Below are 23,094 nucleotides of genomic sequence, written 5' to 3'. Positions count from 1 at the left end.
CGGGCGTGCCTGGGCCTTCCCGCCTTCTTGCTTTCAACGTGCGGTGGTGAACAGGAACGCACAGTCCTGTACGGCCTCCACGCCCGGTTGGCCGGAGTGGTCGGGCGGAGATCACGGCGTTGCGTCTGATCTGGCTGGACAGGGGTGAGGGCGGCGATGCCCTGGTCCGGGACTGGAGGCCCAGGCGTGGGGGGTCAGGCTCCGTTGCGGGTGGCGTTGGCCGCGATGGCGTCCCGGTAGTAGGCCGCCAGGCCCGGTGCGGCGCGGTCGATGGTGGCCGTGAAGCGCGGGTCCGAGACGTACATCTCGCCGAGGCCGCGATGGAGCTCGTAGCCGCACTGATAGCACCAGCGGGTGATGTGCGCCCGGTGCTCCTCGGCGAGGTCCATGGCCTGTTCGCTGCTCGCGGGCAGGCCGGCCCGCATCGCCGCCGCCAGCCGGCTGGAGATGTCGCCCGCCTCGGCGGTGAAGCGGGCCCAGTCCTGCTTGGTGAACGAGGCGGTGCGGGCGGCCGACTCCCGCCACGCGTCGGTGCCTCCCCAGCGCTGCTCGGCTTCGGCGGCGTACTCCTCAGGGGCGAAATCTCCGAAAAGTTCTGATTTCTCTTCTGGGGTGAGATTGAGTTCCATGGACATGGTCGGCCTCCTCATAGGTGGGTACGAGGCCGAGGCTAGAGTCTCACCTGACGTGAGGGTCAAGAGGAGTGAGGCGCGGTGCTGATCGACGGCTACGACACCCTGCTGCTGGACCTGGACGGGGTCGTCTACCTGGGCGATCGGGCGGTGCCGGGGGCTCCGCAGGCGCTGGAGGAGGCGCAGCGGCGTGGGGTACGGCTGGCGTACGTGACGAACAACGCCTCCCGGACGCCCGCCGCGATCGCCGCGCATCTGCGCGCACTGGGGGTGCCCGCCGGGAGCCCAGATGTCGTCACCTCGGCGCAGGCGGCCGCGCGGCTGGTCGCCGAGAGGGTGCCGCCGGGCTCGAACGTGCTGGTGGTGGGCGGGTCAGGGTTGCGGCTGGCCGTACGCGATCAGGGGCTCAGGCCCGTGAGCACCGCGGCCGACTCGCCCGTGGCGGTCGTGCAGGGGTTCGCGCCGGGGCTGTCGTACGGGCTGCTCTCGGAGGGGGCGCTGGCCGTCCGGCAGGGGGCGTTGTTCGTCGCCTCCAACGGCGACACCACCATGCCCACCGGGCGCGGGGAGCAGCCGGGCAACGGCGCGATGGTCAGGGTGATCGCCACGGCCACCGGGGTGGAGCCCGTCTACGCAGGCAAGCCCGATCCGCCGCTGCACCGCGAGTCGGTCATCCGTACGGGGGCGAAGCGGCCACTGGTGGTGGGGGATCGGCTCGACACCGACATCGAGGGCGCCGTGAACGCGGGCGTCGACGGGCTGCTGGTGCTCACCGGCGTCTGCACCCCCCTCGACCTGCTCACCGCGCCCGCCCGGCGCCGGCCGGCGTACGTCGGCGAGGATCTGTCCGCGCTCCTGCTGCCCTATCCCGAGGTACGGCAGGGCGCCTGCGGAGGCTGGCAGGCCCGCTGGGTGGACGGCGCGCTGCACCTGGAGGGCGACGGCAGCCGGATCGACGGGCTGCGAGCCGCCTGCGACGCCGCCTGGGGCGCGGCGGGCGAGGGAGGCGCCGAGGAGGACGCGGTCAAGCCGGTCCTCGACCGGATCACCTGAGAGGGGGCGCGACGTGAGCAGGTGTCAGAGGAGGCGGCGCAGCCGCAGCAGGTCTCCGAAGCTCGCGTCGATCTTCACCCGGCCGCCCAGGAGCGCACGGGCCAGATCGAGCTCGCCGTCGACCAGCGCGACCAGGTCGTCGCTCGCGATCGTGAGTTTGACGTCGGCAGGCTTGCCGTCGGCAGGCGGCCCCTCCGTGAACGGGTCCAGCCCCCCGTGGTGCAGCCGGCCGTAGAAGACCACGTGGAGGTCGGACACGCGGCAGCTGACCGTACGCTCGACCACGTGTTTGGCCCGGTCCTCCTCGTCGATCTCGTCGAACTGGGCGACGAGCTTCACCAGTGCCGCCCGACACTCCTCGACGCTTGCCATGATGAGCTTCCCTTCTGCCCTTTTACGGTCCGTAGCGTTCCACATCGGAGCCACCCGCATGACCCTCAACGAGTGACACGCCCGCCAAGGTCCCGGGCGCTCACCCGAGGCGTTACCGTCGTGTCATGAGTGAGCTCCCAGAGGAGACGGGCGACGAGCGGGTCGACGCGGTCCTCGCCGGTCTCGCCCGCCTGGCCGAGCTGCCGGTGAGCGATCATGTGGCGGTGTTCGACGAGGCGTTCTCCGGGCTGGAGACCACGCTCGGCGCCGTGGACGCCCAGTGAGCCGCAGGATCCGCCTCGACAGCGAGCTGGTACGGCGCGGCCTGGCCAGGTCGCGCGAGCAGGCCGTCCAGCTCATCGAGACGGGCCGGGTCAGCGTGGGCGGCCGGCGTGCGGGCAAGCCGGCCACCCAGGTGGACACCGCGTCGGCCATCGTCGTGGCCGAGGCCGTCGACGGGCCGGATTACGTCTCGCGCGGCGCCCACAAGCTGATCGGGGCCCTTGAGGCGTTCGGGAAGCTGTCCGTGGAAGGGCGCCGCTGCCTGGACGCGGGCGCCTCCACCGGCGGGTTCACCGACGTCCTGCTGCGCCGCGGCGCCGCGTGCGTGCTCGCCGTCGACGTCGGCTACGGCCAGCTCGCCTGGTCGCTGCGCAGCGACGAGCGGGTGACGGTCATGGAGCGCGTCAACGTGCGCGAACTCACGCCCGACATGGTCGGCGAGCCGCCGACGCTGGTCGTCGGCGACCTGTCGTTCATCTCGCTACGGCTCGTGCTGCCCGCCCTGGTCGAGGTGGCGGCGCCGCGCGCGGACTTCGTGATGCTGGTGAAGCCCCAGTTCGAGGTGGGCAAGGATCTGGTCGGCGCCGGGGGCGTGGTACGCGATCCCGAGCTGCGAGCCGGAGCCGTGCGCCAGGCCGCCGCCAAGGCGGTCGAGCTGGGGCTGGCCGTGCGCGGCGTCACCGCCAGCCCGCTGCCCGGCCCGTCGGGCAATGTGGAATACCTGCTCTGGCTGGGCAAGGGTGAAGGCGAGCCGCCGGTCGCCGACATCGAGACCGAGATCCGGCGGGCCGTGGCGGAAGGGCCGCAATGAACCGGACAGTGCTGGTCACCGCGCACACGGGGCGGGGGGCCGCCATCGAGAGCGCCCGCCTGGTGATCGACCGTCTCGTCGAGGCGGGCCTCAGCGTCAGGGTGCTCGACGTGGAGGCGGACGACATCGGCTGCCTCGGCGCGGACGTGGTGGTGAACGAGCCCAGCGCCGCCAAGGACGTCGAAGTCATGATCGTGCTCGGCGGCGACGGATCGCTGCTGCGCTCGGCGGAGCTCGCCAGGCCCACCGGCACCCCGCTGCTCGGCGTCAACCTCGGGCACGTCGGCTTCCTCGCCGAGGCAGAGGTCGCCGATCTGGCCGCCGCGGTCGACAGCGTGGTAGCCGGCCGCTACGACGTCGAGGAGCGGATGACCATCGACGTGCTGGCCAGGCAGAACGGCCAGGTCATCGCCGACACCTGGGCGCTGAACGAGATCACCGTGGAGAAGCAGGAGCGCATGCTGGAGGTGGTGGCCGAGATCGACGGCCGTCCCCTGTCGCGCTGGGGCTGCGACGGCGTGATCTGCGCCACCCCGACCGGTTCCACCGCCTACGCCTTCTCCGCGGGCGGGCCGGTGGTGTGGCCGGAGGTCGAGGCCATGCTCATGGTGCCCATCAGCGCGCACGCGCTGTTCGCCAGGCCGCTCGTCGTCTCGCCGCGCTCCACCCTCGCCGTCGAGATCCTGCCCGACACGCCGGGAGGTGTGCTGTGGTGCGACGGCCGCCGACGCTTCGACCTGCCCTCGGGCGCGCGCGTGGAGGTCCGGCGGGGCACCGAGCCGGTGCGGCTGGCCCGGCTGCACGGCGTGGAGAGCACCGGCGCGCCGTTCACCGACAGGCTGGTCGCCAAGTTCGAACTACCCGTCCAGGGGTGGCGCGGAAGGGTGCGACCCTGAGTGAATTGAGGTCCGAGCGCGTAGGATCACATGCGCACAGGTGTTCGGAACACGAGCGGGTGGGGCCGGAGAGACCTCGCCGCGCGTGTGATCATGAAACACGGAAGTGACGGGAGTGGGCAGTTGCGACCAAGGGTCGAGGAGGTCCGCATCCAGGGACTCGGCGTCATCGACGAGGCCGTGCTGGAGCTTTCACCGGGCTTCAACGTGGTCACCGGCGAGACCGGTGCGGGCAAGACGATGGTCGTCACCGGGCTCGGGCTGCTGTTCGGCGGCCGGGCCGACCCTTCGCGCATCCGCCCGGGCGCTGACAAGGCGACCGTCGAGGGCACGCTCGTCATCGAGGGGGGCGGCCGCGTCGCCCAGCAGGTCGAGGACATCGGCGGCGAAGTCGACGACGGCGAGCTCATCATCTCCCGCACCGTCTCCGCAGAGGGCCGGTCGAGGGCCTGGCTCGGCGGCCGCACCGTGCCCGTCGGCACCCTGACCTACCTCGCCGACGACCTCGTGGCCGTGCACGGCCAGATGGATCAGCAGCGCCTGCTCCAGCCCGCCAGGCAGCGCGCCGCGCTCGACCGCTACGCCGGCAACGACCTGGTCAAGCCGCTGCGCGCCTACACGCAGTCCTACAAGCGGCACAAGCAGGTGGCGGCGCTGCTCGACGAGCTCACCACCAGGGCCCGGGAGCGGTCACAGGAGGCCGACCTGCTCCGGTTCGGCCTGCAGGAGGTCGAGAAGGTCGACCCCAAGGCGGGCGAGGACGTCGAGCTGCGCGGCGAGGAGGAGCGGTTGTCGCACGCCGACGCGCTGCGCAGCGCCGCGACCACCGCCCACACGGCGCTGCTCGGCGACCCGATGGAGGCCACGGGCGGCGCGCACGACGTGATATCGCTGCTCGGCGAGGCGCGGGCGGCCGTCGAGGCGGTGCGCGACTTCGACACCCAGCTGGCCGAGGTGGCCGACAGGCTGGCCGAGGCCGGCTATCTGATCTCCGACGTGGCCACGGACCTGGCCGCCTACGCCGAGTCGATCGAGAGCGACCCCGCCCGGCTGGCCGCGGTGCAGGAGCGCCGCTCGGTCCTGACCGGGCTCATCAGAAAGTACGGCGAGGACAGCGCGGGAGTCCTGACCTGGGCGCAGGAGGCCGCCGCCCGGCTGGGCGAGCTGGAGGGCGACGACGAGCGCATCGGAGAGCTGGCCCGCGAGCACGAGGAGCTGACCGAGCGCCTCACCGAGCTGGCGGCCGAGCTCACCCGGGTGCGGGGGACGGCCGCCGAGCGGTTCGGCCAGGCCGTCACCGACGAGCTCACCGCCCTGGCCATGCCGCACGCGCGGGTCGTCGTCCAGCTCACCCAGGCGGCCGAGTTCGGCCCCGACGGCGTCGACGAGGTGGAGCTGAGGATGGCCGCCCATCCGGCCGCACCCCCGCTGCCGCTCAACAAGGGCGCCTCGGGCGGCGAGCTGAGCCGCGTCATGCTCGCGATCGAGGTCGTGTTCGCGGGAGCCGACCCGGTGCCCACGTTCGTGTTCGACGAGGTCGACGCGGGCGTCGGCGGCAAGGCCGCGGTCGAGATCGGGCGCAGGCTCGCCAGGCTGGCCCGCACCGCGCAGGTGATAGTCGTCACTCACCTGCCGCAGGTCGCCGCGTTCGCCGACCAGCATCTGGTGGTGGAGAAGGCCAGTGACGGCAGCGTGGTCCGCAGCGGCGTCGTCACGCTCAACCACGAGGGTAGGGTCAAGGAGCTGTCACGCATGCTCGCCGGTCTGGAGGACTCCGAGCTGGGCAGGGCACACGCGGAGGAGCTCCTGGGCCTGGCCGCGACCGACAGGTGATCCTGCGTGACATAGTGGACACGCCCCGCAGTGCGTGACCTCCTAGGTGTTTCCCTCTGGCAGGATGGTCTTGATGAAGGTTCCGGGTAACAAGATGCCGGGCCTCCGCGGGCGGAAGGTCAACGACCTTCCCGGTGTCACGGGTGTGGCGCGAATCGATCGTCGGACCAAGAGGCTCACCAAGCGCCTCAAGCCGGGGGAGATCGCGATCATCGACCACGTCGACGTGGACCGGGTCAGCGCGGAGGCGCTGGTGTCATGCGAGGCCGCGGGCGTGGTCAACGTCGCGGCGGGCATCAGCGGCCGTTATCCCAACCTGGGCCCTCAGATCATCATCGAGGCCGGCATCCCCTTCGTCGACAACGCCAGCCAGGAGCTGTTCGAGCACGTCAAGGACGGCGACTGCGTCCGGCTGCACGAAGGGGTCGTCTACCTCGGCGACGAGGTCGTCGGCAAGGGCGACGAGCAGACTCCCGAAGCCGTCGAGGCCGCCATGGCCGAGGCCCGCGCCGGCCTGGCCGTGCAGATCGAGGCCTTCGCCGTCAACACGATGGAGTACGTGCGCGGCGAGGGCAAGCTGCTCATCGACGGCGTGGGCGTGCCCGACATCCGCACCCCCATCGAGGGCAGGCACGCCCTCATCGTGGTGCGCGGCTATCACTACAAGGAAGACATCGCCACCCTGCGCCCCTACCTGCGTGAATACCGCCCGGTCCTGATCGGCGTCGACGGCGGCGCCGACGCGCTGCTGGAGGCCGGCTATCTGCCCGACGTGATCGTGGGCGACTTCGACTCCGTCTCCACCAAGGCGCTCACCTGCGGCGCCGAGCTCATCGTGCACGCCTACCGCGACGGCAGGGCGCCCGGCCTGGAGCGCGTCCACCAGCTCGGCCGCGACGCCGTGATCTTCCCGTCGACCGGCACCAGCGAGGACATCGCGATGCTCCTGGCCGACGACAAGGGCGCCGAGCTGATCGTCGCCGTCGGCACCCACGGCACGCTCGAGGAGTTCCTCGACAAGGGGCGCTCCGGCATGGCCAGCACCTTCCTCACCCGGTTGCGCGTCGGCAGCAAGCTCGTCGACGCCAAGGGCGTCAGCATGCTCTACCGCAGCCGCATCTCCACCCCGCAGCTGCTGCTGCTGGCGATCACGGCGCTGGTCACCATGGGGGTCGCCCTCGCCTTCTCTCCGCTCGGCCAGACCTGGCTGAACGGCCTGCAAGATTTCTGGAACGCGTTCATCTTCTGGTTGGTCGGGCTCTTCTCGTGATTGATTTCCGCTATCACCTCGTCTCCATCGTCGCCATCTTCCTGGCCCTGGCCGTGGGCATCGTGCTGGGAGCCACCCTGCTCCAGGAGCCCGCGATGAGGTCGGCGGAGGAGCTGACCCGCCAGCTCACTGCGGACAAGCAGGAGCAGCGCGGCCAGATCGACGAGCTGCAGGGCCGGGCGCAGGCGAACGACTCGTTCGTGACCACCCTCACTCCCAAGCTCGTCGAGGGCGAGCTCGCCGGCCAGCAGGTGCTGCTGGTGGAGGCGCCGGGCGCCAGCGCCGCCTACCGCGAGGAAGAGCAGGAGGTGCTCGCCGACGCGGGCGCCGTGGTCACCGGCCGCCTGTCGCTGACCGAAAAGTACTTCGACCCCAAGAGCGCCGGCGTCCTCGACGGCCTGGTCAACCAGCTCAAACCCGCGGAGATGACCTTCGCCGCGTCGGCCACCGCCCACGACAAGGCCGCCGCACTGCTCGCCGCCAGCGTCACGACCACCGACCAGGCGCAGGCGGGCACGGCCAACGAGGCCACCGGAGCCGTGCTCAGCGGCCTGGAGACGGGCGGGTTCCTCAACATCGACGGCGACCCGAGCAAGCGCGCCACCCTCGCGGTCGTGTTCGCCTCGGAGATCCCCTTCGAGGGGGAGGGCGCCCCGGCCCAGGCCGCGGCCTTCACCTCGCTGGCCGGTGGGCTGGACGCGGGCGGCATGGGCGCGGTCGTCACCGGCGCCGCCGCCACCTCCGCCGCCCCCGGCGGCGGGATCACCGCGCTGCGTGACGACGCCGATCTCGTCAAGCGCGTCTCCACCGTCGACAGCGCCGATCTGCCCGCGGGGCGGGTCGTGATCGTCTACGCTCTGCGGGAGCAACTGAGCGGGGGCGCCGGGCAGTACGGCACCGGCCCGGGAGTGACCGCGTTCCAGCCGGTGGAGCCGACTCCGACGCCGTCCCCGACATCCACCGAGTCAGGGAGCTGACATGGCCCGTGGCCTGCTCTACGCCCTCGCCGGCGCCGCGCTCGGCGCCGCCGCGGCCCGCGCCGCCTACACCGCCTTCACCCGGGAGAAGGACACGGGTGGCCGCTGGACTCGCAAGAACCATCGCGGCGAGCCCATCACGCTGCTGGAAGGCCCCGCCTTCGTGGCCGGTTCGACCGTGGCCGCCGCGCTGGCGCCCGGGCTGCCCGCACGGGTACGGCTGGCCGCGCTGCTCGCCGGAGCGGGCAGCGGAGCGCTCGGCGCCTACGACGACCTCTACGGGACGACCAAGTCCAAGGGCTTCAAGGGGCATCTGACGGCGCTCGCCCGCGGCGAGGTCACCAGCGGTGCCGTCAAGATCCTCGGGATCGGCGCCACCGGCCTCACCGCCGCCGCGCTCGTCTCCCGCGGGCCGGTCGACACGGTCGTCAACGGCGCCACGATCGCCGGCGCCGCCAACCTGGCCAACCTGTTCGACCTGCGCCCCGGCCGGGCCATCAAGGTCGGCCTGCTCACCGGCGGGCCGTTGCTCGTCGCCGCCGTCGTGCGTGACTCGCCGGCGACGGCGGCCCTGGCCGCGGTGCCGCTGGGCGCCGCCGCCGCGCTGCTGCCCGAGGACCTCGGCGAGCGGGCCATGCTCGGCGACGCCGGCGCCAACGCCCTGGGCGCCCTGCTCGGCCTCGCCGCCGTGACCACGCTCGGCCGGCCCGGCAGGCTCGCCCTGCTCGGCACCGTGGCGGCGCTCACGGCCGCCTCGGAGAAGATCAGCTTCACCAAGGTCATCGCGGGCAACCAGGTGCTCAACCAGCTGGACATGCTGGGCCGCCGGCCCGCCGATCCCGTGTGACGAGAGTGCCATCCGTGACCGGGCGCGAGGCGGGCGTGTGACCTCCCGTCTCGCGCGGGGCGTGGCGGGCGGTGCGCTGCTCATCGGGGCGATCACCGTGCTGGCTCGCGTCACGGGATTCGCCAAGCAGTACGCCCTGGCCCAGACCGTCGGCACCAACTGCCTGTCCTCCGCCTATTTCACGGCCAACCAGATCCCCAACATCGTCTTCGAGGTCGTCGTCGGGGGCGCGCTGGCCGGGATGGTGGTGCCGGTCCTCGCCGGTGCCGCCGCGGGCGGCACCGAGCCCGGTCGCGACCGGGTGGGGCGGATCACCTCGGCGCTGCTGACCTGGGTGGTCGTCGTGCTCGTGCCCGTGGCCGTGCTCACCGCGCTGCTCGCCGGGCCCATCGTCGGCCTGTTCACCGTGGAGGGCTGCGAGGCGGCCGACGTGAACGCGGTCGCGACCCGGATGCTGGTGGTCTTCGCGCCCCAGATCCCCCTGTACGGCGTGGCCGTCGTGCTCTACGGCCTGCTCCAGGCGCACAACCGGTTCGCCGGGCCAGCCGTCGCGCCCCTGGTCTCCAGCATCGTGGTCATCGTCGCCTACCTGCTGTTCGTGCCGCTCAGCCAGGGCGAGGTCGACCCCGGCAGGGTGCCGCGGGCGGCGGAACTCGCGCTGTCCGTGGGCACCAGCCTCGGTGTGCTGGCGCTCGTCCTCACCGTGATCGGCCCCACCGCCAGGCTCGGCCTGCGGTGGCGGCCCACGCTCGGCTTCCCCGACGGGGTGGCCGCGCAGGTGCGCAGGCTCGCCATGGCCGGGATCGCCGGGCTGCTCGCCCAGCAGGCCGCCATGGTCGTCGTGCTGGCGCTGTCCAACAACGTGATCGGCGAGGGTGCGCTCGCCGTCTACAACTACGCGTGGGCCATCTACCTGGTGCCCTATGCCGTTCTGGCCGTACCCATCGCCACCAGCGCGTTCCCCAGGCTGGCCGCGCAGGCGGAGGGAGGCGAGACGGAGGCGTTCTCGGCGCTCGCGGCGAGCACCACGCGCGCCGTCGTGCTCGTGTCGGGGGTGGCCGCCGGGGTGCTGGCCGCCTCTTCGGAGCCGGGAGCGGTGGTGTTCCTGGGGAGCAAGACCGAGGTGTCCCCGGCCGAGCTGGCCCGGGCCATCGCGCTGTTCGCGCCCGGACTGATCGGTTATGGGCTGATCGCGCATCTGAGCCGGGTGCTGTACGCCCTCGGGCGTGGCCGGGCCGTCGCCGCCGGGACGGTGGCGGGGTGGGGCGTGGTGATGGTGGCGCAGACGGTGTTCGCGCTGGCGTTCCCCGCGGGATGGAAGATCGCGGGGATGGCGCTCGGGATGACCGTCGGCATGACGGCGGGCGGCGGGCTGCTGCTGCTGTTCGTGGCGCGTGAGCGCGGGCGGGCGGCGATGGCCGGGCTCGGGAGGGCCGGGTCGGCCGCCGTGGCGGGAGGCGTCGCCGGGTTCGTGGCGGGAGCGGCCGTCGCGCGGGCGTTCGGGGCGGCCGGGATCTGGCCGAACGTGTGGGCGACCCTGCTGGCCGCCGCCGTGGCCGCGGCGGTGGGAGGCTGCGTCGTGGCCCTCGTGGACCGGGCCGACGCCAGGATGGTGGCAGGGGCGCTCGGCAGGCGCGGGTCTGATCGGGGCTGAACGGTCGCGCCCGGCGGCGCTGGACGGTCGGCTGGTGTTCGGCGGGGCCTGGGCGGGTCGCGTTGGTGTTCGGCGGGGCCTGGGTGGGTCGGGTTGGTGTTCGGCTGGGCTGGACGGTCGGTTGAGAGTGAGGAGTGGCTGTGCGGGTGGCTTTCGTGATGGGGACCACGTCGGGAGGCACCGGGCGGCATGTGCGGATGCTGGCCGGCGGCCTGGCGCGGCTCGGGCATCGCGTGCTGGTGGTGGGGCCGCGCAGCGTGGAGGAGCGGTTCGGGTTCGGCGCGGCGGGTGCCCGCTTCGCCGAGGTGCTCGTCTCCGATCGGCCGAGTCCGGTCAACGACCTGCGCTCCATCCTGGCGATCAGGCGACTGACCGGAGGAGCCGACGTGGTGCACGCCCACGGGCTGCGGGCGGGGGCGCTGGCCGCGCTGGCCAGGCCGGGGCGGGGCGGGCCGAGGCTGGTCGTCACCCTGCACAACGCGCTCACCGCCGGCGGGACCGTCGGGGCCGTCTACACGGTGCTGGAGCGGATCGTGGCGCGCAGGGCCGACCACGTGCTGGTCGTCTCACCCGATCTGGGCGAGCGGATGAGCGCGCTCGGCGCGCGGGACGTGCGACCCGCGGTGGTGCCCGCCCCGGTGCCGCGCCCCGCCGGTCGAACGCCGGCCGAAGTCAGGGCCGAACTGGGCGCGGGGGAGCGGCCCATCGTGCTCGCGATCGCCCGGCTCGCCCAGCAGAAGGGGCTCGAAACCCTCCTCGACGCCGCCGCCGGGCCATGGCCCGGCGGGCGCGACCCCCTGTTCGTGATCGCCGGAGAAGGGCCGTTGCGGGCGGAGCTGCAGCGCAGGATCGACGGCGAGCGACTGCCCGTGCTGCTGCCGGGGAACCGGGATGACGTGCCCGACCTGCTCGCCGCCGCCACCGTGGCGGTCTGGGCCAGCAGATGGGAGGGACAGCCGCTCAGTCTCAGCGAGACGCTCATGGCAGGCCGCCCGGTCGTGGCGACGGCCGTCGGCGGGGTCCCGGCGCTCGTCGGTGACGCCGGCGTGCTCGTGCCCTACGGGGACGCGGCCGCCCTGCGCTCCGCCGTACAGGATCTGATCGACGACCCGGACGCGGCGGCGAGATGGGCCGCGCTGGCGGCCCGGCGTGGCGCCGAGCTGCCCCGGGAGGACGACGCTCTCCGGAGCGTCCTGGAGGTCTACGGCCGGTCGGGCCCGGACCAGTGATTAGGTGGGGCTTACGCGTTCTCGTATACTGCGTGCGTTAAGGGAGGGGAGTATCCCTTCGCGGCAGCCTCGTCATCACGGTGCAGCCCCGCTCCACGGGGCCCCCGGGGCTGCCGGTCCGCGTGTCAGGCGGGCGGGAGAGACCTCCGGCAATCCGTCGTGTATGCCGGAGGTAATACAGCATGAGCGAACCCTGGTGGGCTTGGGCCGTCGTGATCGGCGGTCTCCTGCTGGTTCTGGCGGTCGACCTGTGGATCGTCGACCGTGGCGAGGCGCGCGAGTTCTCGATGCGCCAGGCCGGTTACTGGGTCTCCTTCTACGTGGCCCTGGCCGTGATCTTCGGAGTGATTCTCTGGATCACGTCTGGAGGGGTGAAGGCCGGTGAGTTCTTCGCCGGATACATCACCGAATACAGCCTCAGCGTCGACAACCTGTTCGTCTTCTTCATCATCATGAGCCGCTTCGCGGTGCCGCGGATCTATCAGCACAAGGTGCTGCTCGTCGGCATCCTCCTGGCACTGGTGATGCGCGGCATCTTCATCGCCCTCGGCGCCGCCGCGCTCGAGCGGTTCAGCTGGCTTTTCTACGTCTTCGGCGCATTCCTGGTCTACACGGCGATCACCATCATCCGTGACCACCTCAGGAACGACGAGGATGATTTCAACGAGAACATCCTGCTCCGCTGGGTGCGCAGGGCCTTCCCCACCACTGAGACCTACGTCGGCTCGAAGATCACCGTCAAGATCGACGGCAGGCGCATGGTCACCCCCATGCTGATCGTGATGATCGCCATCGGCAGCACCGACCTGCTCTTCGCCCTCGACTCCATCCCGGCCATCTTCGGCCTCACCACGGACCCGTTCATCGTCTTCACCGCCAATGCCTTCGCCCTGATGGGGCTCCGCCAGCTCTACTTCCTGCTCGGCGGGCTGCTGCAGCGTCTCGTGTACATCAGCTACGGTTTGGCGTTCATCCTGGGCTTCATCGGGGTTAAGCTGGTATTGGAGGCTCTGCACGCCAGCGGGGTTCCCTGGGCGCCACAGATCCCCATCTGGGTTTCGCTCACGGTCATCGGTGTGACCATGGTCGTCACCACCGTGGCGAGCCTGGTCAAGGCCCGCGTTGACGCACGCAAGAGCGAGCAAACCCAATCGGAGCAGGTCTAGCGAAACGGCTTTCGAGGCGCTTTGCTTGTGTAGTTGCGTCGTGTCATAGTTGCGAGTTCTGTAACATCACGGCAAAGCGCCCAGTCCAGTCACCATCGAAGGTTGTACGTGTCAGTCGATTCTGCAAAGTCGAGCCGTGTAAGGCTCGCACGCGGGGTCTCCCCGTGGCTCTTCCCGACGGTGGCCACGGCGGCCGCCACCGCGCTGCTGACGCGACGGGACCGCCGGTGGTCGCTCGCGGCGGTGCCGCTGGGAGCGTTGGCCGGCGCGATGCTCTGGTTCTTCCGCGACCCCGATCGCACACCGGGCGAGGGGCGGATCCTGTCACCCGCCGACGGCGTCGTGCAGAGCGTCGACCCGTGGCCCGACGGCCGTACCCGGGTCGCGATCTTCATGAGCCCGCTGAATGTCCACGTCAATCGGGCACCTCTTGCGGGAAATGTCGCGTCCGTGCAGCATGTGGCAGGTGGGTTCCTGCCGGCTTTCAACAAGGACAGTGACCAGAACGAACGCGTGGTGTGGCATTTCGAAACCGCGCTCGGTGACATCGAGATGGTGCAGATCGCGGGCGCGGTGGCGCGCAGGATCGTGCCGTACATGAGCGCCGGCGCCAAGGTCACGCGCGCCGAGAGGATCGGGCTGATCAGGTTCGGTTCCAGGGTCGACATCTACCTTCCCGAAGGGATCTCGCCCGCGGTCTCCGTGGGCGAGAAGACAGTTGCGGGGGTGACCAGAATTGACCACGGCTGACGCCGGCGGCTGGCAGGCCGAAGAGGAAGAGCCTCGAGGTCCTGTCGGAAAGGCGTTCCGCCTGTCCGCCGCAGACTCCCTGTCGCTGGGCAACGCCCTGTGCGGGTTCCTCGCCGTGTGCGTCCTGGCCGCCTCGGCGATCGAGGCCCTCAGGACCGACGGCAACTTCACGCCCGCTCCGAGCTACTTCGCCACGGCGGTGGTGCTGCTGCTCATCGGCGCCACCTGCGACCTGTTCGACGGCCTGGTCGCGCGGCGCTTCCGCGCCTCCGCCATGGGCGCCGAGCTCGACAACCTCGCCGACGTGATCAGCTTCGGGTTCGCGCCCGCGTTCATGGTCGTGATCTGGGGCGGGTTCACCCAGCAGGTGCCCTTCGCGGCGGTGGTGGCCGCGGCCGCGGCCGTCCTCGTCGCCGGTGTCGTACGGCTGGCGCGGTTCGCCTGCGTCAAGACCAAGAGCGGCGACTTCATGGGCCTGCCCATCCCGATGGGCGCGATGACCGTGATCTCGATCGTGCTGCTGTTCGAGCCGAGCGTGTGGTCGCTGCTGGCCGTGCTGGGCGTGGCCTGGCTGATGGTCAGCCGCATCGAGTACCCCAAGCCGAAGGGCCAGCTCGCGGCCGGCGTCCTCGTATGGATCATGATCAACGTGGCGTTCCTCACCTTCTGGGTCGCCTGGCCCGAGGGTGGCGACATGCCTATCAAGATCGGTGCGACCATGCAGATCGTGCTGGTCGCCGCCATCCCCCTGCGCGTGCTCTTCTACAAGCGCGAACTCCGCCGGGAGGCCGAGCGCATCGGCCACTGATCCGGATCGGGCACCGCGATGGACGGGATTTTCGCGGTGCCATCGGATTTGATGGACTCATGCCGGTCACGCCGCGCGAACACACGCGCACGTACTTCCTCGGGAAACTGGCCACGGAGCTGGAGCAGCACGGGCTGACCGCGATCCTGCGCGCCAACCCGCCCATGCTGCGGATCAGCGATCCCGACACGGCACTGCTCGCCGAGACCGTGGACTGCGTGCCACTGCCCGACGGGTGGTTCTACCGATGGTCGTGGGGCGAGCTGGTGGGGATCGCCGACGACCCGGCGCTGGCCGCCGAACGGATCATCCGCGTGCTGGCCCGCCGGTGACCGTCCGTCCGCGGACACGAACGAGCTCTTCCCGGCTCGGCCCCCAGCGTCTGGAACGAGCTACCAGCCCCGGGACTTCCACTCCGGGAGGGAGGGGCGCTCGGCGCCCAGCGTCGTGTCCTTGCCGTGGCCGGGGTAGACCCAGGTCTGGTCCGGAAGGCGGTCGAAGATGCGCTCGACCACGTCCGTATAGAGCTGCTCGAAGCGCTCGGGGTCCTTCTGGGTGTTGCCCACGCCGCCGGGGAACAGGGAGTCGCCGGTGAAGAGGTGCCGGCCGTTGTCGCCGTCGTCGTAGAGGAGGGCGATCGAGCCGGGAGTGTGGCCGCGCAGGTGGATGGCCTCGAGGGTGACGGCGCCCACGGTGATGCGGTCGCCGTGCTCGATCGTGCGGTCCACCCGGACCGGGAGGGCGGAGGCGTCCAGGGAGTGGGCCAGGATCTGCGCGCCCGTCACCTTGCTCACCTGCTCAAGGGCCTGCCAGTGGTCGCCGTGCTGGTGGGTGGTGACGATGGCGCTGATCGGCTGGTCGGCGATCAGGGCGAGCAGACGGTCGGCCTCGGCGGCCGCGTCGATGAGCAGGCCGTCGCCCGTCTCGGTGCAGCGCAGCAGGTAGGAGTTGTTGTCGTACGGGCCGACCGCGAGCTTGTAGATCGTCAGGCCGGGCAGCTCTCGCACATCGGCGGGGCCGCCGACCTGGACGTCGCCTGTGTAGGTCATGGGTAGTCCTTCGGGGGCGTCACGGGCAGGTCAGCGGGGGCGGGCATCGTCAGCCACGGCGGTGGCGGCGGTAGCTCCGCGCCCGCCGTGCCAGGCAGGCACGACCGCCCCTCTGTTACCACCCTAACCCCCTCGCCCGACGACCTGCCGGTGAGCCAGGCCAGCATGTCGGCCGGGGCGCCGGCCACCGCGGGGCCCGGCCCGAGGTCGTGCCACGGCTGGACGGACGGATCGGTGAAGTGCACCGCGCCGATGGTGCTGCGCTCGTACGGCCAGGACAGGAGGCAGTCGTGCAGCTCCCTGCGGACGAACTCCTCCGGCCAGTCGGCCGGGCCGTAGCCGGCGCCCAGGTCGACGTGGTGCATGCCGAGCTCGCGCAGCCGCCTGACCACGACGTACCAGGCGGGATGCGCGGGCGGGCGCATGCCGGCGACCAGGGCCCGCCACGCCGTCTCGGGCAGGTCGCGGATCTCGGCGTCCAGGCGGGCGGCGCTTTCCTTGAGGTCGCGGACGTGCTCGGCGGCGGACAGGGCGGCGCGGGCCTCGATCTCGGACTCACGCGCTGCCGCGCTCGCGTACTGCGGGGTCTCGACGCCCGTCCTGGCCCAGGTCAGCAGGTTGACGTAGCTGTCGGCGTTCCTGGCCACGTGGACGAGCACGTGGCCCCTGGTCCAGCCGGGCAGGCGGGACGGCGCGAGGATGTCGCCGTCGGAGAGGGAGGCGGCGGTGTCCAGCAGCAGGTCGCTCGCCTCGGCCATCTCGGCCTGCAGTCTCGGGAGGACGGTCATGGACCGATATTTCATCATGTGCGGTCAGCGGGGCCGCAGCGGGTGACGGGCATGACCGTAGGCGTCGGGGGCAGGGCCGGTGTGATGGACATGGCCGCTGCGATGGGCTCGGTTGGGGGCGGCATGGGTGTGCAGTGGGACGGCGGGCCCGACCGTGGGCATAAAAGCGCAGGTCGCGGGGTTGAAAGCTAAAGGCCTCCTGCCGGGGCGGGAGTAGGCCGTAATCTGACAGGGACGGATTTCCGCCAGGGCGGAGTCGGCCCTGCCGAATTTGTCGGAGCCCCCGTCTACCATCCCCCGTGGACCTATCCGCCTTTCGACTTCCGGGATCGCCGTGGCAGACCGCCTGATCGTGCGTGGTGCACGAGAGCACAATCTGAAGGACGTCTCGCTCGACCTGCCGCGAGACGCTCTGATCGTTTTCACCGGCCTGTCCGGCTCGGGCAAGTCGAGCCTGGCCTTCGACACCATCTTCGCCGAGGGCCAGCGGCGTTACGTCGAGTCGCTGTCGGCCTACGCCCGCCAGTTCCTCGGTCAGATGGACAAGCCCGACGTCGACTTCATCGAGGGCCTGTCACCGGCGGTGTCGATCGACCAGAAGGCGACGAGCAAGAACCCCCGCTCCACCGTCGGCACGATCACCGAGGTCTACGACTACCTCAGGCTGCTGTGGGCCCGCATCGGCAAGCCGCACTGCCCGGTCTGCGCGCGCCCGATCGCCAGGCAGACGCCGCAGCAGATCGTCGACCGCGTGATGGACCTCGACGAGGGCACCAGGTTCCAGGTGCTGGCCCCCGTCGTCAGGGGCCGCAAGGGCGAGTACGGCGAGCTCTTCCGCGAGCTGCAGACCAAGGGCTTCGCCCGGGCCAGGGTCGACGGCGTCGTCGTACGGCTGGAGGAGCCGCCGACGCTCAAGAAGTACGAGAAGCACGACATCGAGGTCATCGTCGACCGCCTCTCGGTCAAGGAGTCGGCGCGGCGCAGGCTCACCGACTCGGTCGAGACCGCGTTGCTGTTGTCCGGCGGCACGATCACCCTGGAGTTCGTCGACCTGCCCGAGGACGACCCGAGCCGCGAGCGCTTCTACTCCGAGCACCTCTACTGCCCCTACGACGACCTGTCGTTCGAGGAGCTGGAGCCGCGCTCGTTCTCCTTCAACTCGCCGTTCGGCGCCTGTCCCGAGTGCACCGGCCTCGGCACCAAGATGGAGGTCGACCCCGACCTGGTCGTGCCCGACCCCGAGCGCACGCTCGGCGACGGCGCGCTGCATCCCTGGTCGGGCGGCCACACCAGCGAATACTTCGTCCGGCTCGTCGAGGCGCTCGGCCACACCATGGGCTTCACCCTCGACACGCCGTGGGACAGGCTGCCCAAGAAGGCGCAGAAGTCGCTGCTGTTCGGCCACGACGAGCAGGTCCACGTCCGCTACAGCAACCGCTACGGCCGCCAGCGCTCCTACTACACCACCTACGAGGGCGTCATCCCCTGGGTGCAGCGCAGGCACGCCGAGGCGGAGAGCGACGCGACCCGCGAGCGGTTCGAGGGTTACATGCGCGAGATCCCCTGCCCGACCTGCAGAGGGGCCAGGCTCAAGCCGGTCTCTCTGGCCGTCAAGGTCGCCGACAGGTCGATCGCCGACGTGTCCGGCATGTCGATCGGCGAGTGCGCGAAGTTCCTGGCCGAGCTCAAGCTGTCCGACCGCGACATGCAGATCGCCGAGCGGGTGGTCAAGGAGATCAACGCCCGCATGGGCTTCCTGCTCGACGTCGGCCTCGACTACCTCACCATGGACCGGGCCGCCGCCACCCTCGCCGGCGGCGAGGCGCAGCGCATCCGGCTGGCCACGCAGATCGGCTCCGGCCTCGTCGGCGTCCTCTACGTGCTCGACGAGCCGTCCATCGGCCTGCACCAGCGCGACAACATGCGGCTGCTCGACACGCTCGTCAGGCTGCGCGACATGGGCAACACGCTCATCGTGGTCGAGCACGACGAGGACACCATCGCCGCCGCCGACTGGGTGGTCGACATCGGCCCCGGCGCCGGCGAGCACGGCGGCCAGGTGGTCGTCTCCGGCACGGTCCAGGACCTGCTGGCCAGCGAGGAGTCCATGACCGGCCAGTATCTGTCCGGTCGCAGGAGCATCCCGATCCCCGCCAAGCGCCGCAAGCGCGACAAGAAGCGCCAGATCACCGTCAAGGGCGCGCGCGAGCACAACCTCCAGGGGGTCGACATCGACTTCCCGCTCGGCGTGTTCACCGCGGTCACGGGAGTATCGGGCTCCGGCAAGTCCACCCTGGTCAACGACATCCTCTACAACGCGCTGGCCAAGGAGCTCAACGGCGCCCGCACGGTGCCCGGCCGCCACTCGCGCATCAACGGCATGGACCAGGTCGACAAGGTGGTCCACGTCGACCAGTCGCCGATCGGCCGCACCCCGAGGTCCAACCCCGCCACCTACACCGGCGTGTTCGACCATGTGCGCAAGCTGTTCGCGGCCACCACCGAGGCGAAGGTGCGCGGCTACCAGCCGGGCAGGTTCAGCTTCAACGTCAAGGGCGGGCGCTGCGAGGCGTGCGCCGGCGACGGCACCATCAAGATCGAGATGAACTTCCTGCCCGACGTCTACGTCCCCTGTGAGGTCTGCCACGGCGCCCGCTACAACCGGGAGACGCTGGAAGTCCACTACAAGGGCAAGACGATCGCCGAGGTCCTCGACATGCCGATCGAGGAGGCGCTGTCCTTCTTCGACGCGATCCCGGCGATCAAGCGTCATCTGCAGACGCTCAACGACGTCGGCCTGGGTTACGTACGGCTCGGCCAGCCGGCCACCACGCTGTCCGGCGGCGAGGCGCAGCGCGTCAAGCTCGCCTCCGAGCTGCAGCGCCGGCAGACCGGGCGGACCATCTACGTCCTCGACGAGCCCACCACGGGCCTGCACTTCGAGGACATCCGCAGGTTGCTCGGGGTGCTCGGACGGCTGGTCGACGGCGGCAACACCGTCATCGTCATCGAGCACAACCTCGACGTCATCAAGACGGCCGACTGGGTCATCGACATGGGTCCCGAAGGCGGCTCGCGCGGCGGCTCCCTGGTCGCGGCCGGCACGCCGGAGGAGGTGGCGCTGGTGGACGAGAGCCACACGGGCCGCTTCCTGCGCAAGATCCTTTCCGTCTAGCCGCGGCGCCGGTGCGGGTGGGCCTTGTCTACCGACGGGGGGTTTGACAGGGTCTGACCGTGTCAGCTGATGCGCCGCGGCCGCTCTCATTGGGCGGGTGTCCCGTGCACGAGCTGCTGGAGGGGCGGCTCGTGCGCCTGGCCAGGCAGCTGGTCAGCGCTTTCGCCGAGGAGATCCCGCTCTACCGGCGGCTGCCTCGGGAGGAGCTCGACGGCGACATCACCCGGATCACCGAGCACAACCTGCGGATGATCTGCGACATGTTCCGCGACCGGCGGGCGCCGACGCGGGCCGAGCTGGCGCCGCTGCGCTCGTCCGCGGCGCGGCGCGCCCAGGAGGGGGTGCCGCTCGACGCGTTGCTGGCCGCCTACCACCTGGGCGTGACGCGGGTGTGGGAGCACCTGTTCGCCGCCGCCGGGCCGGGGGACCTCGACGACGTGCTGGCGGCCAACCGGCTGATCCTCTCCTATACCGGGTCGGTGACCTCTGCCGTCTGCGCGGCGTACCTGGAGGAGCGCGAGGTCATGCTCAGCCAGGAGCAGCACGCGATGCACGCCACCGTCACGGCGCTGCTGGCGGGGGACCGGGCGGCGCTGGCCGGGGTCCGGCTCGCCCCCCGATATCTGGTGGTGGCCACCGCGCTCGGCGCGCACGCGGACGAGGGGCCGGACCAGCCGGGCGGCGCGATCGCCGGGCGGCGCAAGCTGCACCGCCTCCGCGCGGCCTTCCAGCGGCACGCGGCCGAGCAGGTGGTGTCGGTGCTGGACGCCACCGGCGGGCTCGTGCTGGTGCCGCTGACCGGGCAGGGGCCGGGCTGGTGCGAGGTCGCCGACATGGTGCAGGCCGCGGGACGGGCCGCCGGCGTGCCGGTGTGGGGCGCGGCGGAGTGGGCCGAGCCTGCCCGGGTGCCCGCCGCCGCGAAGCTGGCCGAAGAGGTGCTGGAGGTGGTGCGGTCCTTCGGGCGTCCGCCCGGCGCGTACCGGCTCACCGACGTGTTGCTCGAATACCAGCTGACCCGGCCCAGCGAGGCGATGGTCGGGCTCGCCGGGCTGCTCGATCCGCTGCTCGGCAATCCGGACCTGCTGCGCACGCTCAAGGCGTACCTGGACACCGGGCTGGACCGGCGGCGCACCGCTGAGTTGCTGCACGTGCACCCGAACACCGTCGACTACCGGCTTCGCCGGGCGGTGAGCCTGACCGGGCTCGATCCGATGGAACCGGCGCAGTTACAGCGCATCGGGGCGGCCCTGGCCGCCCGCCGCAAACTCGCCGGTGATCAGCCCGCTTCCAGGTGAGCCCCGGCCGCCGGGCGGCCGGGGCGGGTCAGCGGGTCAGGAGGTCACGGCCGCCGTCACCACGGTGGCGAAGTTGCGCATCCCCAGCGCGTTGGGGTGGAACGGGGCGGCGGGCGCCGCCGGGACGTAGGGCTCGATCCACCGCACGCCCGGGGAGGCGCAGGGATCGTGGCCCACGCTCGGAGTCTGCAGGTCGACGAAGCCCACGCCGGCCGCGGCCGCCTGCTCGGCCAGCATCTGGTTGAAGTACTGCAGGGTCGCGCGGATGTAGTTGGCGTCCCGCTTGATGATGGGGACGCGCGGGTAGCAGCCGTTGGGGCGGGCGTAGGTGGCGTATCCCACCACGAAGATCCTGGCCTGGGGCGATCGGGCCCGGATGTCGCCGATGAGCGTGGTGAGCGTCGGGCGCAGTGCGTCCGTCTTGAGCCGCCAGGTGTCCTGCCCGTTCGGGTCGGTGTAGTCGTCATAGCAGGCGTCGCCGACCGGAGGCGGCAGGAGGTTCAGGCAATCCTCGATGAAACCGGTCAGGCCGACGTCGTTCGCGCCGATCTGCACCGTCACCAGCGTGGTGTCCGGGCGTAAGGCGTCGAGCTGGGGCGGCACCGAGCCGAGGTCCGTGCCCTGTGCCGTGTACATGTCGCGGGTCTTGGCGCCCGAACAGGTGACGTCACGGAAGGACGCGGCCCCGATGGCCCGGGCGGTGAGGTGCGCGTAGTTGCGGTTGGAGCGCCAGCAGCCCAGGTCGGGGATGACCTGGTCGGGTACGAGCGGGCCGGACGCCGCCGAGTCGCCGAGGGCCACGTACGCCTCGGCGGCGGCGTGGGCGGGGGGAGCGATGCCGAGCAGCAGCAGGGCCGCGGCCAGCGCGACCATCGTTCGTCGGACCATGTGAGGGCACCCTTCAGGGAGCTGTGGGGGGTGGGCCGCCGCCGTGACGCACGGCGAGGGGGGAGGAAGAGGTGCGGGACGGGGGTCAGTGGCGGAAGGGACCGGTCACCTCGTACGTGATGCCGCCGGTGCCGGCGATGTTGCCGCTGGTGCCGCGCTGCGAGGAGAAGTACAGGCGGGTGCCGTCGGGGGAGAACGCCGGTCCGGTGATCTCGGACTCGCCCTGGCCGTCGAGCCGCATCACGGGCGCCACCACGCCGTCAGGGGCGATGATGTTGATCTCCATGTTGCCGCCGTCCTCGGCCACATAGAGGTCGCCGGAGGCCGCTCCGGTGATGTTGTCGACGCCGTCGAGCGTGCCGCCACCGTCGTAGACCGAGCCCAGCGTCTGCCGCGCGGCGTCGTACGCCCACACCTTGCGGTCGCCCTTGGCGGTGAAGTAGCAGACGCCGCCCGCGTAGTGGCAGCCCTCCCCGCCGTCGAAGTGGCGGGCGGCGCTCACCTGGTGGCGGGTCTGCCTCTCCAGCACGGCGGGGGACGGGTCGGGGACGGGACGCCATTCGACCTGGTCCGTGCCGCACAGCACCTCCAGCCGCCCGCTCGACAGGTCGCCCCAGGTGGTGGGGGTGAACCGGTAAAAGCAGCCGTCCTGTTCGTCCTCGGTGAGATAGATGACCTGCCGGTCGGGGTCGCAGGCGGCGGCCTCGTGCTTGAACCGGCCCATGGCGGGGCGGGCCTGGGCGCCGCGCGCGCCGTACGGGTCGGTCTCGTAGACGCGGCCGCGGAAGATCTCCTCGCAGGACAGCCAGGTGTTCCACGGCGTGCTGCCGCCGGCGCAGTTGAGGTTGGTGCCGTTCAGGATCCGGTAGGCCCGCTCGATCGAGCCGTCGGCCCGGAACCTGAGCGCCGAGGCGCCGCCGATCAGCGGGACCTCGGAGTTGGACACGTAGATCCAGCCGGTCCCCGCGGCGTAACAGGCCCCGCCGTCAGGCGCCGGGTGCCACAGGATGCCGCCGACCTGGCGGCCGGACCTGGCCACCACGCGGGCGGTGAAACCGGCGGGCAGCGCCATACCGTTGCCGTCCGGCGGGCCGAGCGGACCGTAGGGGCCGGCTCCCCGCACCACCCTCGTCACCCCGGCCAGGGCCGCTTCCTGCCAGAGCGCGCCGGAGAAGGCCACGGCTCCCAGGCCGGCGGAGACCGTGCGGAGGAACGTACGGCGCTGCATGGCGACTCCCAGCATGCGTGAGGGCGTTCGCAGCACACGATGAGCCGTTCGCGGCCTCCTGTGAATTGGACGGGACGGCAAAGTCGACCGG

The 23,094-nt window shown here is 71.4% G+C and carries 22 protein-coding genes; 16 read left to right on the top strand and 6 right to left on the bottom strand.

Annotation, left to right across the window (positions count from 1 at the left end):
- Positions 1-194 precede the first annotated feature (194 nt).
- The gene (locus V5E28_RS22520) at positions 195-635 is read right to left on the bottom strand and encodes a TipAS antibiotic-recognition domain-containing protein (protein ID WP_336208991.1); all 441 of its coding nucleotides are present in this window, start codon (positions 633-635) and stop codon (positions 195-197) included.
- Positions 636-713: 78 nt separating this feature from the next.
- On the opposite strand from V5E28_RS22520, the gene V5E28_RS22515 reads away from it, so the two are divergent.
- On the top strand, positions 714-1,685 hold the full coding sequence (locus V5E28_RS22515; RefSeq protein ID WP_336208990.1) for an HAD-IIA family hydrolase: 972 nt from the start codon (positions 714-716) through the stop codon (positions 1,683-1,685).
- 24 nt (positions 1,686-1,709) lie between these two features.
- Here the strand turns inward: V5E28_RS22515 and V5E28_RS22510 are convergent, their stop codons facing one another.
- Entirely contained in the window at positions 1,710-2,057 is a 348-nt protein-coding gene (locus V5E28_RS22510; RefSeq protein WP_336208989.1) for an SCP2 sterol-binding domain-containing protein, read from the bottom strand.
- Between the two features lie 125 nt (positions 2,058-2,182).
- On the opposite strand from V5E28_RS22510, the gene V5E28_RS22505 reads away from it, so the two are divergent.
- From V5E28_RS22505 to V5E28_RS22445, 13 genes are all read left to right on the top strand, one after another.
- Positions 2,183-2,341 (top strand): hypothetical protein, encoded by a 159-nt coding sequence (locus tag V5E28_RS22505; RefSeq protein WP_336208988.1) that lies wholly within the window; start codon positions 2,183-2,185, stop codon positions 2,339-2,341.
- On the top strand, positions 2,338-3,150 hold the full coding sequence (locus tag V5E28_RS22500; protein WP_336208987.1) for a TlyA family RNA methyltransferase: 813 nt from the start codon (positions 2,338-2,340) through the stop codon (positions 3,148-3,150). Before V5E28_RS22505 ends, V5E28_RS22500 begins: the two co-directional genes overlap by 4 nt.
- Positions 3,147-4,046, top strand: a complete 900-nt coding sequence (locus V5E28_RS22495) for an NAD kinase (RefSeq protein WP_336208986.1) — start codon at positions 3,147-3,149, stop codon at positions 4,044-4,046. Before V5E28_RS22500 ends, V5E28_RS22495 begins: the two co-directional genes overlap by 4 nt.
- A 93-nt stretch (positions 4,047-4,139) precedes the next feature.
- The gene (gene recN, locus V5E28_RS22490; protein WP_336208985.1) at positions 4,140-5,879 is read left to right on the top strand and encodes a DNA repair protein RecN; all 1,740 of its coding nucleotides are present in this window, start codon (positions 4,140-4,142) and stop codon (positions 5,877-5,879) included.
- 73 nt (positions 5,880-5,952) lie between these two features.
- Positions 5,953-7,149 (top strand): putative cytokinetic ring protein SteA, encoded by a 1,197-nt coding sequence (steA, locus tag V5E28_RS22485; RefSeq protein WP_336208984.1) that lies wholly within the window; start codon positions 5,953-5,955, stop codon positions 7,147-7,149.
- Entirely contained in the window at positions 7,146-8,126 is a 981-nt protein-coding gene (locus tag V5E28_RS22480; protein WP_336208983.1) for a copper transporter, read from the top strand. The genes steA and V5E28_RS22480 overlap by 4 nt, the downstream gene beginning before the upstream one ends.
- A 1-nt stretch (position 8,127) precedes the next feature.
- On the top strand, positions 8,128-8,973 hold the full coding sequence (locus V5E28_RS22475) for a hypothetical protein (RefSeq protein ID WP_336208982.1): 846 nt from the start codon (positions 8,128-8,130) through the stop codon (positions 8,971-8,973).
- Positions 8,974-9,010: 37 nt separating this feature from the next.
- Positions 9,011-10,627: a murein biosynthesis integral membrane protein MurJ gene (gene murJ / locus V5E28_RS22470; protein WP_336208981.1), complete on the top strand. Its 1,617-nt coding sequence runs from the start codon at positions 9,011-9,013 to the stop codon at positions 10,625-10,627.
- 140 nt (positions 10,628-10,767) lie between these two features.
- Positions 10,768-11,856, top strand: coding sequence for a glycosyltransferase family 4 protein (locus V5E28_RS22465; RefSeq protein ID WP_336208980.1), 1,089 nt, complete (start codon positions 10,768-10,770; stop codon positions 11,854-11,856).
- A 182-nt stretch (positions 11,857-12,038) separates the two neighbouring features.
- Positions 12,039-13,022, top strand: coding sequence for a TerC family protein (locus V5E28_RS22460; protein WP_336208979.1), 984 nt, complete (start codon positions 12,039-12,041; stop codon positions 13,020-13,022).
- Positions 13,023-13,130: 108 nt separating this feature from the next.
- Positions 13,131-13,772 (top strand): phosphatidylserine decarboxylase, encoded by a 642-nt coding sequence (locus V5E28_RS22455; protein WP_336208978.1) that lies wholly within the window; start codon positions 13,131-13,133, stop codon positions 13,770-13,772.
- Positions 13,759-14,580, top strand: a complete 822-nt coding sequence (gene pssA, locus V5E28_RS22450) for a CDP-diacylglycerol--serine O-phosphatidyltransferase (RefSeq protein WP_336208977.1) — start codon at positions 13,759-13,761, stop codon at positions 14,578-14,580. The genes V5E28_RS22455 and pssA overlap by 14 nt, the downstream gene beginning before the upstream one ends.
- 59 nt (positions 14,581-14,639) lie before the next feature.
- A complete protein-coding gene (locus V5E28_RS22445; protein WP_336208976.1) occupies positions 14,640-14,912 on the top strand; it encodes a hypothetical protein in 273 nt (90 codons plus the stop codon).
- A 60-nt stretch (positions 14,913-14,972) separates the two neighbouring features.
- On the opposite strand, the gene V5E28_RS22440 is transcribed toward V5E28_RS22445, so the two are convergent.
- Both V5E28_RS22440 and V5E28_RS22435 read right to left on the bottom strand, forming a co-directional pair.
- Entirely contained in the window at positions 14,973-15,629 is a 657-nt protein-coding gene (locus tag V5E28_RS22440) for an MBL fold metallo-hydrolase (RefSeq protein ID WP_336208975.1), read from the bottom strand.
- Positions 15,626-16,417 carry a maleylpyruvate isomerase family mycothiol-dependent enzyme gene (locus V5E28_RS22435; RefSeq protein ID WP_336208974.1) on the bottom strand — a complete coding sequence of 264 codons (792 nt, stop codon included), beginning with the start codon at positions 16,415-16,417 and terminating at the stop codon, positions 15,626-15,628. Before V5E28_RS22435 ends, V5E28_RS22440 begins: the two co-directional genes overlap by 4 nt.
- A gap of 334 nt (positions 16,418-16,751) precedes the next feature.
- Between V5E28_RS22435 and uvrA the strand changes: the two genes are divergently transcribed.
- On the top strand, positions 16,752-19,592 hold the full coding sequence (gene uvrA, locus V5E28_RS22430; RefSeq protein WP_336208973.1) for an excinuclease ABC subunit UvrA: 2,841 nt from the start codon (positions 16,752-16,754) through the stop codon (positions 19,590-19,592).
- Between the two features lie 104 nt (positions 19,593-19,696).
- Positions 19,697-20,887, top strand: coding sequence for a PucR family transcriptional regulator (locus tag V5E28_RS22425; protein WP_336208972.1), 1,191 nt, complete (start codon positions 19,697-19,699; stop codon positions 20,885-20,887).
- 36 nt (positions 20,888-20,923) lie between these two features.
- On the opposite strand, the gene V5E28_RS22420 is transcribed toward V5E28_RS22425, so the two are convergent.
- Positions 20,924-21,775 carry an SGNH/GDSL hydrolase family protein gene (locus V5E28_RS22420; RefSeq protein ID WP_336208971.1) on the bottom strand — a complete coding sequence of 284 codons (852 nt, stop codon included), beginning with the start codon at positions 21,773-21,775 and terminating at the stop codon, positions 20,924-20,926.
- Positions 21,776-21,860: 85 nt separating this feature from the next.
- Complete coding sequence (locus tag V5E28_RS22415) at positions 21,861-23,003, bottom strand: alkaline phosphatase PhoX (RefSeq protein WP_336208970.1); 1,143 nt, start codon at positions 23,001-23,003, stop codon at positions 21,861-21,863.
- Positions 23,004-23,094 lie beyond the last annotated feature (91 nt).

The organism is Nonomuraea sp. LPB2021202275-12-8 (assembly GCF_037044575.1).
Classification (GTDB): Bacteria; Actinomycetota; Actinomycetes; order Streptosporangiales; family Streptosporangiaceae; genus Nonomuraea.
This window is presented reverse-complemented; position numbering and strand designations above follow the sequence as displayed.

Bases quoted from the DNA above. Each gene is read 5' to 3' on its own strand.
- V5E28_RS22520 (WP_336208991.1), bottom strand. From the start codon at position 635: ATGTCCATGGAACTCAATCTCACCCCAGAAGAGAAATCAGAACTTTTC.
- V5E28_RS22510 (WP_336208989.1), bottom strand. From the start codon at position 2,057: ATGGCAAGCGTCGAGGAGTGTCGGGCGGCACTGGTGAAGCTCGTCGCC.
- V5E28_RS22505 (WP_336208988.1), top strand. From the start codon at position 2,183: ATGAGTGAGCTCCCAGAGGAGACGGGCGACGAGCGGGTCGACGCGGTC.
- V5E28_RS22495 (WP_336208986.1), top strand. From the start codon at position 3,147: ATGAACCGGACAGTGCTGGTCACCGCGCACACGGGGCGGGGGGCCGCC.
- recN (WP_336208985.1), top strand. From the start codon at position 4,140: ATGAAACACGGAAGTGACGGGAGTGGGCAGTTGCGACCAAGGGTCGAG.
- steA (WP_336208984.1), top strand. From the start codon at position 5,953: ATGAAGGTTCCGGGTAACAAGATGCCGGGCCTCCGCGGGCGGAAGGTC.
- V5E28_RS22475 (WP_336208982.1), top strand. From the start codon at position 8,128: ATGGCCCGTGGCCTGCTCTACGCCCTCGCCGGCGCCGCGCTCGGCGCC.
- V5E28_RS22460 (WP_336208979.1), top strand. From the start codon at position 12,039: ATGAGCGAACCCTGGTGGGCTTGGGCCGTCGTGATCGGCGGTCTCCTG.
- V5E28_RS22445 (WP_336208976.1), top strand. From the start codon at position 14,640: ATGCCGGTCACGCCGCGCGAACACACGCGCACGTACTTCCTCGGGAAA.
- V5E28_RS22440 (WP_336208975.1), bottom strand. From the start codon at position 15,629: ATGACCTACACAGGCGACGTCCAGGTCGGCGGCCCCGCCGATGTGCGA.
- V5E28_RS22435 (WP_336208974.1), bottom strand. From the start codon at position 16,417: ATGACCGTCCTCCCGAGACTGCAGGCCGAGATGGCCGAGGCGAGCGAC.
- V5E28_RS22420 (WP_336208971.1), bottom strand. From the start codon at position 21,775: ATGGTCCGACGAACGATGGTCGCGCTGGCCGCGGCCCTGCTGCTGCTC.
- V5E28_RS22415 (WP_336208970.1), bottom strand. From the start codon at position 23,003: ATGCAGCGCCGTACGTTCCTCCGCACGGTCTCCGCCGGCCTGGGAGCC.